This is a genomic window from Pseudarthrobacter sp. fls2-241-R2A-168, assembly GCF_030209335.1.
Classification (GTDB): Bacteria; Actinomycetota; Actinomycetes; order Actinomycetales; family Micrococcaceae; genus Arthrobacter.
Genome location: NZ_JARVSG010000026.1, coordinates 43,210 through 58,845, shown reverse-complemented (window position 1 = coordinate 58,845; position 15,636 = coordinate 43,210). Strand labels below are relative to the sequence as shown.

10 protein-coding genes are annotated in these 15,636 nt (G+C 64.1%); 4 read left to right on the top strand and 6 right to left on the bottom strand.

All coding sequences use genetic code 11. The features are described from left to right. Positions 1-27: 27 nt before the first annotated feature. Entirely contained in the window at positions 28-4,152 is a 4,125-nt protein-coding gene (locus QRN11_RS14765; RefSeq protein ID WP_285313356.1) for a type VII secretion EssC family protein, read from the top strand. A gap of 55 nt (positions 4,153-4,207) precedes the next feature. On the opposite strand, the gene QRN11_RS14760 is transcribed toward QRN11_RS14765, so the two are convergent. Beyond that, positions 4,208-4,588 carry a hypothetical protein gene (locus QRN11_RS14760; protein WP_142058626.1) on the bottom strand — a complete coding sequence of 127 codons (381 nt, stop codon included), beginning with the start codon at positions 4,586-4,588 and terminating at the stop codon, positions 4,208-4,210. Between the two features lie 324 nt (positions 4,589-4,912). Between QRN11_RS14760 and QRN11_RS14755 the strand changes: the two genes are divergently transcribed. After that, on the top strand, positions 4,913-5,161 hold the full coding sequence (locus tag QRN11_RS14755) for a WhiB family transcriptional regulator (protein WP_015937605.1): 249 nt from the start codon (positions 4,913-4,915) through the stop codon (positions 5,159-5,161). 95 nt (positions 5,162-5,256) lie between these two features. Here the strand turns inward: QRN11_RS14755 and QRN11_RS14750 are convergent, their stop codons facing one another. The 4 genes from QRN11_RS14750 to QRN11_RS14735 are packed head-to-tail and all read right to left on the bottom strand — an operon-like array spanning position 5,257 to position 13,610. Further along, positions 5,257-6,723 carry a sensor histidine kinase gene (locus QRN11_RS14750; protein WP_091415555.1) on the bottom strand — a complete coding sequence of 489 codons (1,467 nt, stop codon included), beginning with the start codon at positions 6,721-6,723 and terminating at the stop codon, positions 5,257-5,259. A 28-nt stretch (positions 6,724-6,751) separates the two neighbouring features. Then, entirely contained in the window at positions 6,752-11,605 is a 4,854-nt protein-coding gene (locus QRN11_RS14745) for an NAD-glutamate dehydrogenase (RefSeq protein ID WP_285313355.1), read from the bottom strand. A gap of 56 nt (positions 11,606-11,661) precedes the next feature. Continuing rightward, complete coding sequence (locus QRN11_RS14740) at positions 11,662-12,969, bottom strand: CpaE/TadZ family protein (RefSeq protein WP_285313354.1); 1,308 nt, start codon at positions 12,967-12,969, stop codon at positions 11,662-11,664. Beyond that, positions 12,966-13,610: a hypothetical protein gene (locus QRN11_RS14735; protein WP_285313353.1), complete on the bottom strand. Its 645-nt coding sequence runs from the start codon at positions 13,608-13,610 to the stop codon at positions 12,966-12,968. The genes QRN11_RS14740 and QRN11_RS14735 overlap by 4 nt, the downstream gene beginning before the upstream one ends. A gap of 155 nt (positions 13,611-13,765) precedes the next feature. Between QRN11_RS14735 and QRN11_RS14730 the strand changes: the two genes are divergently transcribed. Next, complete coding sequence (locus QRN11_RS14730) at positions 13,766-13,981, top strand: helix-turn-helix domain-containing protein (RefSeq protein WP_045729765.1); 216 nt, start codon at positions 13,766-13,768, stop codon at positions 13,979-13,981. A gap of 38 nt (positions 13,982-14,019) precedes the next feature. On the opposite strand, the gene QRN11_RS14725 is transcribed toward QRN11_RS14730, so the two are convergent. Then, on the bottom strand, positions 14,020-14,586 hold the full coding sequence (locus QRN11_RS14725; protein WP_285313352.1) for a hypothetical protein: 567 nt from the start codon (positions 14,584-14,586) through the stop codon (positions 14,020-14,022). A 141-nt stretch (positions 14,587-14,727) separates the two neighbouring features. Between QRN11_RS14725 and QRN11_RS14720 the strand changes: the two genes are divergently transcribed. Then, complete coding sequence (locus tag QRN11_RS14720; RefSeq protein ID WP_285313351.1) at positions 14,728-15,546, top strand: LysM peptidoglycan-binding domain-containing protein; 819 nt, start codon at positions 14,728-14,730, stop codon at positions 15,544-15,546. Positions 15,547-15,636 lie beyond the last annotated feature (90 nt).

Genomic DNA, 15,636 nt, shown 5'->3' with positions numbered 1-15,636 from the left:
ATTCAAAGGCCGTAAGGATCTGTACGCATGAAATTCCATTGCACCCTCGTCCGCAGCCAGGAATCCGGGCTGCCGGGCACACCCCTGGAACTGACTATCCAGGCTCCCGAAGGCACTGCCGGTGCCTGCATCCAAGGCGAACTGACGCGCCAGTTCGGCACAGGGGGCGTCTCGGTCAGCAGCAAGGCGCTTCAGTCACTCACGGTGGGTGAGGCGCCCTTAGTTAATGGCGCAGTTCTGGTCGAGAGGGCCGCCCTTGCTGGCGCGCGTAAATTACGACGGCGGGCGCCCGCTGATGAGGCGTACCTCGCCCTGGCCGTTCACAGCGGCGTGGGCGCCGGCATCGTCGTACCGTTACGCCGCGGCTCGTACACCCTCGGCAGGAGCGGTACCCGGATCGAGATCCCCGATCCCGAACTCTCCCGTGAACACGCCCGCCTCGATGTGACCGAAACAGACATCATGATCATCGATTTGGACAGCGCGAACGGCATCGACGTCGACGGCGGGAGGGTCAGGAATGCAGTCATTTCCACAGACTCCGTCATCCGCTGCGGGAACACAACAATGTCGCTGGTTCTGCTGGACCCGCCGGAAAGAGCACTGGACCACGCCGGGATGTCCACCCAGGAACCCCTCACCGTCACCGGCCGAACGGAGACAAGCAACCGGACAGTGCTCATCCTGACCGCAGCCCTTCCGCTGCTGATCGGGGTGGGACTTGCCGTAGTAACGGGAATGTGGATGTTCCTCGCCTTTTCGGCCGCTTCAGCAGTATCCGTCCTCGTTCCCCTCGCCGCCGGGCGCCGCCAGCGCCGGGACCTCGCCACTTCTATTGCGGCTGCCGTGGAGGAAGACCGGAAACGACGGTGCCTGGCGGGCCCGTCGCTTGCATGCCTGATGCTGGCCGCCCGCCAGAAGCAAGGCAGCCCAAAACAGGGCGGCCAAAAACAGGTCGGCGAGACACAGACTGCCTCCTCCGACGATGGCGTTGAGGAGGCCGGTGTGTGGCTGCGGCTTGGCGAGGCTTTCCAACCGGCGAACGTGAAAGTGGAGCGGGGGGACCCTTCCGCCGGCGTTCCATCCGCGGGCATTGTTCCCGTCGCTTTGGATCCGGACATCGCCAGGACCACCTTCCGGGGACCGAAGGCCGTAGCCGACGGCCTGGTCCGTTCACTCGTCATGCAACTCTCCGGCTACCCCAGGGCCCGCAGCACACGCGTTCTCATCGTGGGGGACGCGGAGCGTCTTCCTCTAGCCGCCCGGTACCTGCCCGGCAGCACTCTCACCGCTTCCTCTCATGGCGCACGCAGAATTTTGGCGGAGGGCTTTGGTCCCGCCCATCAGCATGGTGTCCTCATCATGCTCGGAACTTCGAGTGCTCAGGACGACGACGCGGCATCCGCCATGGCGGCAGGGCTTGGCTGGCAGGTCCTTCAGTTCCTCCCTGCTGCCGGGGGAGGTGACCGAACTTGGGAGGTGGAAATTTCTGAGCGGACATCCATCCTTCGGGGCCCGGCAGGTGAGGTTGCCTTCGTCCCGGATCTCGCCCCGGAGTCAGTGTTCACCGATTTCTGCCGGAACCTCGCTGGGCAACCGGCCCCGCCGGACAAAGGACCCAAGACTGTCCCGGGCTCCTGCGCGCTCAGTGACCTCCTGCCGCTTTCCCCAGCCGGGGTCGCGGCCCAGTGGAATCAGAGCGCGCAGGCCGATGGATTGCCTGTGGCCATGGGAATCAGCGCCGCTGGAACGCATGGCTTGGACCTCGTCTCAGACGGCCCGCATCTGCTGGTCGCGGGAACCACGGGCTCGGGCAAGTCAGAACTGCTCCGCACGTTCGCCCTGGCATTGGCCCTCAGCCATCCGCCAGACCGCGTGAATTTCCTCTTTGTTGATTTCAAGGGCGGGTCCGGGCTTGGCCCTTTAACGGAACTCGTCCACTGCGTCGGGATGCTGACCGACCTGTCCACCTACGAGCTCGAACGGACCATGGCCTCGCTCAGGGCTGAGATCAGGTTGCGGGAGGAAGCTCTGGCTGCCGCCCAGGTGCCGGATCTCGCCTCGTACCGTTCCACCGGGGCTTCCCCCAGCTTTCCACTCCCCCACCTGGTGATTGTGATCGATGAATTCAGGATGCTGGTTGATGATGCGCCGGAGGTGCTGCGGGAATTGATGCGGATCGCAGCGATCGGGCGGTCGCTGGGGATCCACCTGGTAATGGCTACCCAGCGGCCGCAGGGAGCCGTCACAGCGGACATCCGGGCCAATGTCACCTCCAGCATCGCCCTTCGAGTGCAATCCGATATGGAGTCTTGCGACATCATCAACACCAAGGATGCAGCACGTATCAGCGTGGGTACGCCGGGACGGGCTTTTATGGCGCGGGGTACTGAAGCGCCGCAGGAATTCCAGACAGCGACAATCGGGACAGCCCGTGCCGGGCCTGGCTGGGCAGACGCTATCAAGGTGCAACACGCCGTGGACTGTTTCACACGGGATGGAACCAGTGATGCAGACGGAGAAAGCAGCGGGGACCAGCCGCCCGGGCAACAGACACCCGCCCAAGCTGCCCAACCGTTGGTGGCGATGGTGCAGGACCTGTGGCACGGCCGGAACGGACCGGCACCCCGGCTTCCGGTGGCCGCTCCCCTGCCTTCGAATCTGCCGGTTCCTGGCAGCAGACAGTCTGCAGGCCACCCCGGCAGCGGGAAAAACGCAGGATGGGCAATCGAACTCGGACTGATGGATCTGCCGGAAGACCAGAAGGTGGTTCCCCTCGTGTGGAAGCCCCCGGAGCACAGTCATCTGGCGCTGGTCGGCGGCCCGTCTTCAGGTGCGCTGGAGGCCCTTGAATTCGCCGTCTCCCAGATTGTCCTCCATCCGGTGGAAGCACACTGCTACCTGCTGGGCGCAGGCGGCGCTTTCCGTGGCCTTGCCGGCTCCGGTCGAATTGGAGCGCACGTAGGCCCGCACGAGCTCCGGCGGGCGGTCCGTGTGCTGGAGCGCCTGAAACAGGAGATGGCCCGGCGGTTAAGCGACGGTGGGATGAAGAGCGAGGTGCCATTGGTACTGGCTATTTCCGGATGGGGATCATGGATATCGGCCCTGCGGGCAGGACCCTTGGCCTGGGCCGAAGACCTCGTACAGGATCTGGCCCGGGACGGCAGCCGGGCGGACATTGTGGTGATGCTTGAGGGCGACAGGGAACTTGTCAGTTCCCGGACGTTCGCTTTGCTCGCGAACCGGCTATATTTCCCCACCGGATCCAATGCGGACAGCCGGATAGCGTGGCCACGCATGCCCGCTACAGCCGAGAATAAAGGACGGGCCGTGGCGTTCGGCGCCATCGCCGGCGGCGGCCCTGCAGTGAGCCAGCTGTACAACCCGGACCTGGAAACCTTGAGCAAGTGGGCCATGGCCCCAGGAAAGGCGCCCACAAAACGTCCCTTCCGCATCGAACCACTTCCTGCGCTGGTGCAGGCCACCAAGATCAGTTCCAGCGCAACGAGCAATCTGAGCAGCACCCCGGAGTCTCCAAAGCCGGCCAATAGTGCGACAGGCAACAACAACGGGGCAGGCAGCAAGGGCCAACCCTTGGTGATTGGTATCGGCGGGGATGAGCTCGAGCCAGCATCCATCAGCCTGCCGTACGGAGGCGTGCTCACAGTCCTAGGCGGACCCGGATCGGGGAAAACGAACCTCCTGCGCGCGCTGCCTCTGATGAATCCGGCACGCGGGCCATGGCTTTGCTGCGAGGCAGGTAGCGACGCCGCTGAGTACTGGCAGCAGTCGCTGGCGACGGCAGCAGCGGGCCGTGCACAACCAGGGACCTTGGCGCTGGTGGACGATGCCGATCTCTTATCCACCGAAACCCTGCAGTACCTGTCGGAACTGAACGCATTGGGCTGCGCGGTGGTGCTGACGGCCAACTACAGCCCCCTGCTCCTGCAGCGTGTGCCGCTGGTCATGAAGTCCCGCGCGTCCGGAACCGGCGTGCTATTGGCACCCCGTTCACTACTGGATGGTGACCTCTTTGGAACCAGGTTTGAAATGGAGGCCCACCCAGTACCCGGCAGAGGAGTGCTGATCTCCCGCGACGGGGCACGGAACGTCCAAGTCGGCTGGTCCGGCTGGAACCAGACCCATGTGTAGTGCCGAACGCCAGCGCACGAACGCGGCATTCAGCCCACATAAGGAGTCGAGCCAGTCAGAGGGCCGGCGTGGAACCGCCCGTGCGGGAAGCGAAGGTGATGAGCTTGTTCTGGAACAACAGCACAACGGCAGTGACGGCCGGAATCAGCATCGCCAGTCCAGCCACGGGAAGGCCGGCGCTCATTGTTGGGAAGCCGATGGTGAGGACAAACAACTGGGCCACCAGGGCAGCAGCCCTGGTCCACCGGTATCCGCGGTAGAGAAAAAGTGCCACCGCGTACAGCCAGGCCGAGAACGCCAGCAACAGCCCCAGCGTAAAGACGGCACCCCAGAACGACAGCACGGGACTGCCCGCTGCAAGCTGGTAGCCGTACCAGGCGGCCGCAGCCAACAGGGCGGTTGCTTCGGCAGCGACAATCACGGCCACCACGAGCACCGCAGGCGGACGGGCCCGGCCACTTGGCTGTTCTGGCCCGGACCCCCCTGTGGGCGCCTGCGGGTCTACGGGGTTTTCCGGAGGTCTTGACACATTGGCACCCTACCGGACATAGTCGGACAGTGGTGAGGCCCAGTACCGCCACTGTGATGTATCGCTCAGCGTTCCGGGGATTTCAAGCCTTATTACCCCTTGTTTACACAGCGTTAACATGACAGGCTTGATTCAGATGACCAACGGGGCCCTGCCGGGCCCCTTTCCTTTGTAGCTACTAGTGAATAATTTCACAAAGGGCACTTCCCAGAAATGGAGCAACTGATCAGCATGGATTGGCGTAACCGCGCAGCGTGCCTCGAAAAGGACCCGGAACTGTTTTTCCCCGTTGGAAACACAGGCCCGGCACTCCTGCAGATCGAGGAAGCCAAGAGCGTCTGCCGCCGGTGTCCCGTAGTGGACACATGCCTGCAGTGGGCTCTCGAGTCGGGCCAGGATGCCGGTGTATGGGGCGGCATGAGCGAAGACGAGCGCCGGGCCCTGAAGCGCCGTGCAGCACGCGCCCGCCGCGCCTCCTGATCCCTCCAGGCACAACGGCTGGCTGAAAAAGCTTAACGAGAAGGCCCTGGCCGCAACCCGCAAAGGTTGCCGCCAGGGCCTTCTGCTGTCTCCTGCTACTTGGCCGGAAGGATCAGCCGGATCTGCACGGCGGTGCCGCCGCCTTCACGGGGAAGCCACTGGATGCTCCCGCCCAGCTCGCTGGTGACCAGCGTCCGCACGATCTGCAAACCGAGGCCCTCAACATGAGGAGTATCAGGAAGTCCCACCCCGTCGTCGGCAATGGTCACGGTGAGTTCCTCGCCGTCGTCGCCTTCGGAACGGTCGGCCAGCAGCCAGACAGTCCCGGTCCGCCCCTCCAGGCCATGCTCCACAGCATTGGTGACGAGTTCATTGATCACCAGCGCCAGCGGCGTGGCAAAATCACTCGGCAGTTCACCGAACATGCCCGAACGCTCGGTCCGGACCTGCTGGGACGGCGACGCCACTTCCGCGGAAAGCCTGAACTGCCGCCCGATCAGCTCGTCAAAGTCGACACTCTGCGTCAGGCCCTGGGACAGGGTTTCGTGAACCAGGGCGATAGTTGCTACCCGGCGCATCGCCTGTTCGAGCCCCTGCTTCGCCTCATCGCTCACCATCCGGCGGGACTGCATGCGCAACAGCGCGGCCACCGTCTGCAGGTTGTTCTTGACCCGGTGGTGGATTTCGCGGATGGTGGCGTCCTTTGTCACCAGCTCCATCTCGCGCCGCCGAAGCTCGGAAACGTCGCGGCAGAGGACCAGCGCGCCGAAGCGCTGCTGCTCATCACGCAGCGGGATGGCCCGCAGTGACAGGCTTACGCCGCGGGACTCGATCTCGCTGCGCCACGGCATCCGTCCGGTTACTACCAGGGGCAAGGTTTCGTCCACCATGCGGCGGTCCTTCAGCAGGCTGGCGGTGACCTCGGCCAGGGAGCGCCCCTCCAGGGACTCCCCGTCACCGAGACGCCGGAAAGCGGACACGCCGTTCGGGCTGGCGTACTGCACCATGCCCTCGGCGTCCAGCCTGATGAGCCCGTCTCCAACCCGTGGTGCGCCGCGGCGGGAACCCGTGGGCGAGGCGAAGTCCGGCCACAGCCCCAAGGTCCCCATCCGCAGCAGGTCGTAGGCGCACTGCCTGTAGGTCAGTTCAAGCCTGGAGGGCATGCGCGAACTGGAAAGGTCCATGTGCGTGGTGACAACGGCCAGGGTCCGCCCGTTCCGGACCATGGGGACGGCTTCCACCCGGAGCGCCATTTCGCTGCTCCAGTTGGTTTCGCTGGAGCGCTCGATGGAGCGGCTGTTCCATGCCTTGTCCACCAGCGGCTGGAGGTCCGAGCGGATGGGTTCGCCCACGAAGTCGCCATGGAACACCGTATGTGTGGTGGAAGGCCGGACGTGAGCCAGCGCCACATACCCGTGGTCAGGGTGGGGGAACCAGAGCGCCAGGTCGGCGAACGCCAGGTCCGCGACCATCTGCCAGTCCCCCACCAGGAGGTGCAGCCATTCGGCATCGCCCGGCCCGAAATCAGCATGTTCCCTGATAGGGTCCGTAAAGATTGCCACTGCACCTCCATTTGCGACGCAGCACCGGCTAGCGTCGGACGATTGACCTCAAGAGCCTCAATGCTACCGACAGTGAGGCCATATCGTCGGCCTCGAGGGCATTGACCTCATCGAACATGCTCTTCGCGCGGCCCAACTGCTCGGCGTTCTGCGCCTCCCAGTCCTTGAGCCGCGCCTCCGGTGAATCGGCCGCAGCGGTGGCGTCCAGCACCGCCGTCGTAATGTCCGAGACTGTGGAATACAAATCATCGCGCAAGGCAGCCCTGGCCAGCGCCTGCCACCGGTCCTGCCGCGGCAGGCTGCTGATCCGCTCCAGGAGCGAGTCAGCGTGGAACCGGTTGAAAACGGTGTAGTAGACCGCCGCGATCTCCTCCACAGGATTCCTGCGAACCCTCGCGATCTTCGCGATGTCCAGCAGCACAAAGCTCTCGAACAGCTCCGCCCAGCGCAGTGCCAGCCCCTCGGGAAGCTCCCACTCGCGGGCCGTGGAAAGCCAGCCGGCCACCCTGTCCCGGTCGTCCCCGCGCAGGTAATCCAGCAGGCGGGCCCGCATCGGGTCGACAAGGGGCTTGAATTCCTCCACAACGTCGGCGATAGGCCTGGACACGCTGCCCTGTCCCAGCAACCACCGCACTGCCCGGTCCAGCAGCCGCCGGATGTCCAGGTGGACTGCGCTCCAGTGCTCGGTGGGGAACGACGCCGGCAGGCTGTTCAGCTCCTCCACCATCGCATCGAGCTCGTAGACCTCACGCAGGGCAACGAAGGCCTTGGCTACCGCAACTTCAGAGGCCGATGTTTCTTCCATGGTCCGGAACGCGAACGTGATGCCGCCAAGGTTGATCATGTCGTTGGCCACTATCGTGGCGATGATCTCGCGGCGCAGCGGATGGGTATCCAGCTCCGCATCGAAGCGGTCCCGCAGCTGCTCCGGGAAGTAGGCCCGCAGCGTCTTCCGGAACCACGGGTCGTCGGCCAGGTCGCTGTCCCGCAGCGCTGAGGCCAGCTCGATTTTGGCGTACGCGGCCAGCACCGACAGTTCCGGAGAGGTCAGGCCCTGGCCCTGCTGCAGCCGTTCATGCAGCTCCGCTGTGGTGGGCAGCGCCTCCAGTTCCCGGTTCAGGTCGGCCTTCTTCTCCAGCCAGTCCATCAGGCGCTCGTAGCTCGGGCTCCACTCGGCCACCCGGGTACGGTCGTTCAGCAGCAGGATGTTCTGGTCGATGTTGTCCTCAAGGACGAGGCGGCCCACCTCATCGGTCATCGATGCAAGGAAACCGGCGCGCTCTTCGGCGGACAGCTTCCCTGCAGCGACCATGCGGTCCACGAAGATCTTGATGTTGACCTCGTGGTCCGAGCAGTCAACGCCGGCGGAGTTGTCGATGGCATCGGTGTTGAGGATAACTCCCTGCAGTGCGGCCTCAATTCGGCCGCGCTGCGTCATGCCGAGGTTTCCGCCTTCACCCACCACCTTGACGCGCAGGTCCTTGCCGTCCACCCGGATGGCGTCGTTGGCTTTGTCCCCCACCGCGGCGTTGGATTCGGTGCTCGCCTTGACGTAGGTTCCGATTCCGCCGTTGTACAGCAGGTCGGCAGGTGCCAGCAGGATGGCGCGGAGGAGTTCGGGCGGGCTGAGTTCAGTGGTGTCCGCGGGAAGTCCCAGGGCAGCCCGCACCTGCGCCGACACCGGAATCGACTTCGCCTGGCGCGGGAACACCCCGCCGCCTTCGCTGATGAGGGACTTGTTGTAGTCATCCCACGAAGACCTGGGCAGCTCGAACAACCGCTGCCGCTCCACGAACGAGGTCTCCTCATCCGGATTGGGGTCGAGGAAGACGTGGCGGTGGTCAAATGCCGCGATGAGCCTGATGTGCCTTGAGAGGAGCATGCCGTTACCGAACACGTCACCGGACATATCTCCTACACCCACCACGCTGAACGGCTGGGTCTGCGTGTCCAGGTCCAGCTCGCTGAAGTGGCGCTTCACTGATTCCCAGGCCCCGCGGGCGGTAATGCCCATAGCCTTGTGGTCGTAGCCCACCGAGCCGCCGGAGGCAAAAGCGTCTCCGAGCCAGAAGCCGTATTCGGCGGCCAGCCCGTTCGCGATGTCCGAGAAGGTCGCGGTTCCCTTGTCCGCCGCCACCACGAGGTAGGAATCGTCGCCGTCGTGCCGTACAAGGTCCGACGGCGGCACGAGCCGCTCGTCGCCGCCCTCCGTCAGGAGGTTGTCAGTGAGGTCGAGCAGGCCGCGGATGAACGTCTTGTAGCTTTCGATGCCTTCGGCCATCCACGCGGAGCGGTCCACCGTGGGATCCGGGAGCTGTTTGGCGAAGAAGCCGCCCTTGGCCCCGGTAGGCACGATGACGGCGTTCTTGACCGTCTGCGCTTTCACCAGGCCAAGGACTTCGGTGCGGAAGTCCTCGCGCCGGTCGGACCAGCGCAGGCCGCCGCGGGCCACCTTGCCGAATCGAAGGTGGACGCCCTCGACGCGGGGGGCGTAGACCCAGATTTCGAACATGGGGCGCGGGAAGGGCAGCCCCTTGATCTGTGAGGGATCAAGCTTGAAGCTCAGGTGCGGCTTGTACTGGTAGAAGTTGGTCCGGAGCGTCGATTCGATCAGGTTGAGGAAGGTCCGCAGGACGCGGTCCGCATCCAGCGTGGCCACCTTTTCGATGGCCTCCGCCAGTTCTGTACGCACGGATGCCTGGGCCTCAACCCGCTGCTCTTCGCTTAGCGATGGATCGAAGCGGGCGGCGAAGAGCGCGCTGAGGCCCCTGGTGACGTCCGGGTTGGCGAGCAGCGTGTCAGCCATGAATCCGAAGGAATTGCTGTTGCCCATCTGGCGCATGTACCGGGCGTAAGCGCGCAGCACAGTGATCTGGCGCCACTGCAGTCCCTCCCGGAGGACCAGCCTGTCAAACGCGTCAGACTCGGCAGCGCCGGTCACCGCGGCACCGAAGGAATCGGCAAGAAGCTCATTGGTGGCCACCGGATCCACACCCGCCGGGTATTTCAGGCCGAGGTCGTACAGGAAGAAGTCCCGCCGGTCCGCGGTTTCGATCTCGAACGGGCGCTCGTCGAGCACCTCCAGGCCAAGGTTGTGGAAGAAGGGCAGGATCTGGCTCAAACTCTTTGGCTCCAGCATGTAGAGCTTGACCCGGGCGTCCTCCTCAAGCGTTGCCCCTGCCCCTTCGGGAAGGTAGACATGGACGCCGGGGCGTTCCTGCTTGGCGCCTGCCGTACGTTCCGCGGCCGCACCGTATTTTTCGAAACGGGCGATGTCCTCGAGGGCGTCCTCAACTTCATAGTCCACCCGGTAGCTCGCAGGAAAGGCTTCCGACCAGATGGCCGCCAGCTCCTTGGCCTCACCGACGTCCCGGCCTTCGCGCAGGACTTCAGCGATGCCTTCGCTCCAGGAGCGGGCGGCCAGCACGAGCCGCTTTTCCAGTTCCTCCGTGTTGACATGGCTGACGTCGGCACCCTTGGGCAGGCGGATGCGGAAGAAGAGCCGGGCGAGGGCGGACTCCGTCATGCGCGCCTCGTAGTCGATGGAGACGGCCTGGAAGGTTTCGCGCAGTTCCTGCTCGATCCGGAGCCGGACGTTGGTGGTGTACCTGTCCCGGGGAAGGTAGACGACCGCGGACATAAAGCGGCCATAGATGTCGGGACGCAGGAAGAGCCGGGTGCGCCGGCGTTCCTGCAGTTTCTGGATGCCCAGGGCCGTGGCAGCGAGGTCCGGAACTTCGATCTGGAAGAGTTCGTCCCTCGGGTATGTTTCCAGGATGCCCAGGAGGTCTTTGCCGGAGTGCGAGTCCGGCGGGAAGCCGGCACTGCTTAGGACGTCGTCGACCTTTTCCCGGACGATGGGAATGTTGCGGACGGACCCCGTGTAGGCACTGGTAGCGAAGAGGCCGATGAAGCGCTGCTCCCCATTAACATTGCCTGCGGCATCAAAACTCTTTATTCCGATGTAGTCAAGGTATGCCGACCGGTGGACGGTGGAACGCGAATTGGCCTTTGTGATGACAAGGGCACGCTTTTCACGTGCCTTTTTCCTGCCGGTGTCGGTCAGGTGCTGGATGTGCGGTGAGTCAGCGGATGCGCGCAACAGCCCCAGGCCGCTGTCTTCGCGCAGTTCCAGCACATCTTCCCCGTCCACGTTGACGAGGTCGTATTCCCGGTAGCCGAGGAAAGTAAAGTTGCCGTCATCGAGCCAGTGCAGGAGGTCCTGAGCCTGGCGCAGCTCGGCGATCTGGGCCGGGTTGGCCACCTTGTCCAGGTTCTCTGCGATCTCCAGCGCCTTCTGGCGCATCTTGGGCCAGTCTTCAACCGCGGCCCGGACGTCGTTCAGTACACGCTGCAAGCCTTCCAGGAGTGAGGCTTTGACTTCATCGGAGACACGGTTGATCTCGACGGCGATCCACGACTCCATATAAGAGGCGCTCTCACCCTGTGCAATGAGATGGGACAGGCTGGGCATGGCGGCGGTGTCACCGCTGGAAATGCCGATATGGGAGGGGACTTTGTTGACCTTCACCAGCGCGCCGGTTTCCCTGTTGCGGGCCGCAACGAACAGCGGGTGTACCACCAGCCTGATGGCCGCGTGCTGGCGGACGAGTTCCGCGTTGACGGAATCGACGAGGAACGGCATGTCATCGGTGACTACGAAGACCACGCTGCTGTCTTCCTCATCATGGATGGCGATGTTCGCCTGGCCCGGCTTCCTGATGGAAGCCACGTTGCGGTGCCCCTCCGCCCTGGCGGTCAGCAGATCCACGGTGTAGCTCCGGGCGTCCTCGTCAGCCAGGTGCTCATAGTAGTCCCCGAGAAAGCCTTCATGGCCTTCAATGGAAAGGGGCTGATCCTCCACGCTGGATCCAGACGACATCGACAAACGCCTCCATCACAAGTCTTCGCTGCATCGTCGCAGCTCTTACGGCGAGCCTAGTCCTTTAGTTTCCGCCGTGCTGTGGAAGAAAATACAGAGGTTCTCGTTTTTTGCTGGACAGGTGCACAAACGAGTTCGGCGATGGCGCGACGAAGCGGAGAATCCGGCGCCACCTCCAGCAACAGCGAACCACCAAGCAGCGCGGAATCGGCCGCCGCGGCGTCGTGGGGCAGGAAGGCCTTGAGTTCCGACGCCGGGCCGTAGCGTGCCCAGGCGTCCCGCAGTTGGCGCTCAGGGCCCCGACCCACCGAGGAGGATCGGACTTTATTCATCACGACGACGGGCGCGGCCTGCGGCACCGCCTCCTCAAGCTCGGCAAGGCCGCGCACAAGCCGTGGCACACCCACAGGATCCGCTGCACCGACCGCATAGACGGTGTCCGCGAGCTCAAGCGAACGCAGGGTGGCTGCGTTCCGCCGGGGAGCCATGGTGTCGAAACTCAATTCCTCATCGGCTTCCAGGCAGAAGCCAGTGTCCACCACAACAACCTCTGCGATCTGCCTGGCACGCTCCAGCACCAAGGCAAGGGCCGGTGCCCGGAGCTCCGTCCATCGGTCCGCGCGGGTAATGCCGGTCAGTACGCGAAAAGAGCCCAGTTTCGTGGCAACGGGAGTGGCCACCTTCTTCAAGGCCTGGCTGTCCAGCAAGCCTTGGTCGGCCAGCCGGCAGGCCTGGGCCAGGCCGGCCGATTCGTCCATCAGGCCCAGCACCGCAGCAACGCTCGCCCCATAACTGTCAGCGTCCACGAGGAGGACCGATTTTCCCTCAGCGGCCAGTTCACCGGCAATGTTGGCGGCAAGGGTTGTCCGGCCCGGCGATCCTGCCGGGCCCCAGACCGCGATGATCTCGCCGGGCCCCGGCTCATCGGGACTCCTTTGCGTGTCCAGCTCAACGGGGGCGAGGGCAGCACCAGGATCGGCAGCGGCGCTGCGGTAGGCTCCAACGCGCCCGCCCCCGGTCAGCAGCGCCACCGCCTCGGCGATCCTTTCCGACAGCACCGCCGATTCCACCCCGGTCAGGGCTGAGGCCACTCCTATCCCCCGCAGCCTGGCGGCTTCCTCGGCCGAGTCGGTCAGGGCGATGACGGCTACGCCCACAGCGCCCAGCCGGTCCACGAGAGAGGCGGTGAGATCCTCCGAGCCGTCCGCTACTACCGCAGCGCGCGCCAGTCCGCTCTGGCACGCTGCCAGCAGTTCGGTGAGTTCAGTACACCTGCGCACTACCGTCACGGGTCCATGCAGGCGTTCCAGCCCGCCGACCAGGTCCTCGCGGCTCTGGCCAACAGTGACGACGGGAATGCTCATCGAGTGCCGCCCCCTGGATTCCAGACAACGGAAATTTTCGCTTCGTTGGCTTGCGCACCGAGCAGGGCGGGCATCTGGGTGTCTTCGACGAGAACCATCAACACCATGGTCCGGGAGGATCCCAGGGTTGTAGTGCCCTCCGTGACCTCAGCAATCTCAGCGCCAGGCAACAAAAGCTTCGGCTCACTGAACCCATTCCGCGCATCAGGCTGGGCCACCCAGACATCCACCCTGGCGCCCGGGACCGCCTGGGCGGGCAACGTTTCTTCAATGGTGAGGGCAACCGGCTTGCGGTCAAGCTCATCCACTGCGCCCAGGCTGGCCCTGGGCACAAGTTGGTCCTTGCCGATCCGTTGGACGGCAACAACGCCTTCCGGCAACCCCGACTCGGCGGTGATGTACTGGGATTCAGTCTCACCCAGCCTCACCTTGGCCCGGACGACATTCTCCGACGTCAGCTTTTCACCCACGGCAATGCCGTCCCTGGCAGCGTAGACCTCCGTGGTCCGGTCCGCGCTGTCCACGAGAAAAACGACGCCTGCCACGGACGCCAGCACCAGGAGGACACCTGCCAGCAGGCGGGGGTCCTTCCAGGAAGGTCGTTTCAGCCTGGCAGCCGCAGCAGATGACTCAGGAACCATTACCTTTTCTCCCCCCAATGTGCACCGGGACTGCGCGGTGTGCCCGGACTCCCCATTGTTACCGCAGGGGCCCGGGAACGAAAGTCATAAATTCAAACAAGATCAAATTGTGGATAACGCCAGCAAAATGCACCTTGCGGTGGCAAAATAGGTCCATGCCCAGGTTTCTTACGCTCGCAGATGTCGCGGAACAGCTCCAGATCAATTCCCCGGCTGCGTACGCCCTGGTGCGCAGCGGCGAGCTCAAAGCCATCCAGGTGGGCGGCCGCGGCCAGTGGCGCGTCGAGGAAAAAATGCTTGAGCAGTACATCGAGGAACGCTATGCCGAGGCGAGCCGCATGATCCAGGAGTCCAAGTCCAAGTCGGTTTGACGTGGCCGGCGGCCGTTGCCGTCCGGGACATCTGGCACTCAGTCGGCTGTACGAGGCGACGTAATGGCTGCCAGGGCAGCAAAGGGAATGGTGTCAACGTGGCTGACCTGATGGCTGCGCCGCACCTCACCGGGGTTAACAACGGCAAGGTCGAGATAGTCCTTGCCGACACGGTCGATAACCCCAGCCAGCCGCGCAGACCCTGAAGTACTCCCGACAAGGACCGAGAGTACCGCACGGTCCCTGGCCATGCTGCGCAGGGCATGGGAAAGCCCCAATTTTCGCCGGACCGATGACGTCTCCGTGGTCGAGAACCTGCCCAGCCCCATGTACCGTGCAGCCGCTGCATACGGAATAAGAGTTTGGTGCTGTCCTTCATTAAGAACCAGGGCATCGCCGCCAGCGTGCACGAGCATGCCTGAAAAAGACTCCCCTGACGCAAGATAAACCGTAAGCCGGCAACCCAACACCCCGCGCAGACGGTCCGCGAGTTCCAGGCTGACCATCTCTGCCCTGGCCCGCTCATTAATTTCCGCGTCGAGCGCCAGCCTGTCCGCCTCGGTGAATTGGCTTTCCAGGTCATTGAAGAGTGCATCCCAGCGCATTCGGCAAGCGTAGGGCCGCTCCACCGCCCGGTCAACGCAGGAACTTTTTTCTCTCCAACGTCTGGACAAAGGAAGAATAACCGAGGCAAACTAAGGCTTGTTGCATCAAACAACACCAAACTGCATCAAACAAGGACAGATATGCCAAAGCAAGCAGAAGCTACTACCTGGACGGATACCCTTTGCGCGGCAGCAATACTCCTGCTGGGTGGCCTGCTGTGCTTGGTGGGGGCCGGCCTGCTGGAGCACTGGCAGGATTCCTCGGCACAGCGCCAGGAACTCCACGCGGAGGACCTGCTGGGCGCGGCGGCAGCTGCGGGCGGAGCCATTCTGGTGGGTTGGTGGATTCTGTCCCTGCTCCTGGCCGGAGCCACCGCGGTCCTTGACCGGGGCGGAAAAATCCGCGCTGCTGCGGTCACGCGCCGGCTGTCGCCTGCGTTTATGCAACGGCTTGTACTTGCTGCGCTGTCCGTCCAGCTGGTGGCCGGCCCATCGGCGAACGCGGCTGCGACGGTTCCGGGACCGGAATGGGCTCCCACACAGGACCTCGTTTCGTCCGCTCCGGCGGGTCCCGGAAACGTCACCGACCCGTCAACCTTTGCCGGAAGCGGAGCCGACGGGGCTCTGGAGCTTCCGCCGCTTGAAGAAGCTGTGAGGGACAAGGCATTTCCTCCATCCGATTTCGAGCCGGGCTGGCAGCCTGCAGCCCCTGTGGTCAGCCCAGGGTTGCTGGCGGCGCCGGCTGCGCGCAACTCCAGTGATGCCGGCACGGAGACCGTGACAGTGCTGGCCGGCGACACCCTGTGGGACATCACCGCATTCGCGATGGGGCCGGAGGCAACCGACGTGGAGATCGCCATGGCATGGCCCCGATGGTACGAGGCCAACCGTTCAGTTATCGGCCTGAATCCGGATGTGCTGCTTCCGGGACAAATCCTTCAGCCGCCAACCGCGGCATAACTACGGGCTGGGCTCTGAAGGATCCCGGCCGCCAATTAAGGGGAAAGCAATGACTGCAGTGACTCCGATCAGAGCCGGCCAGCAATCTGG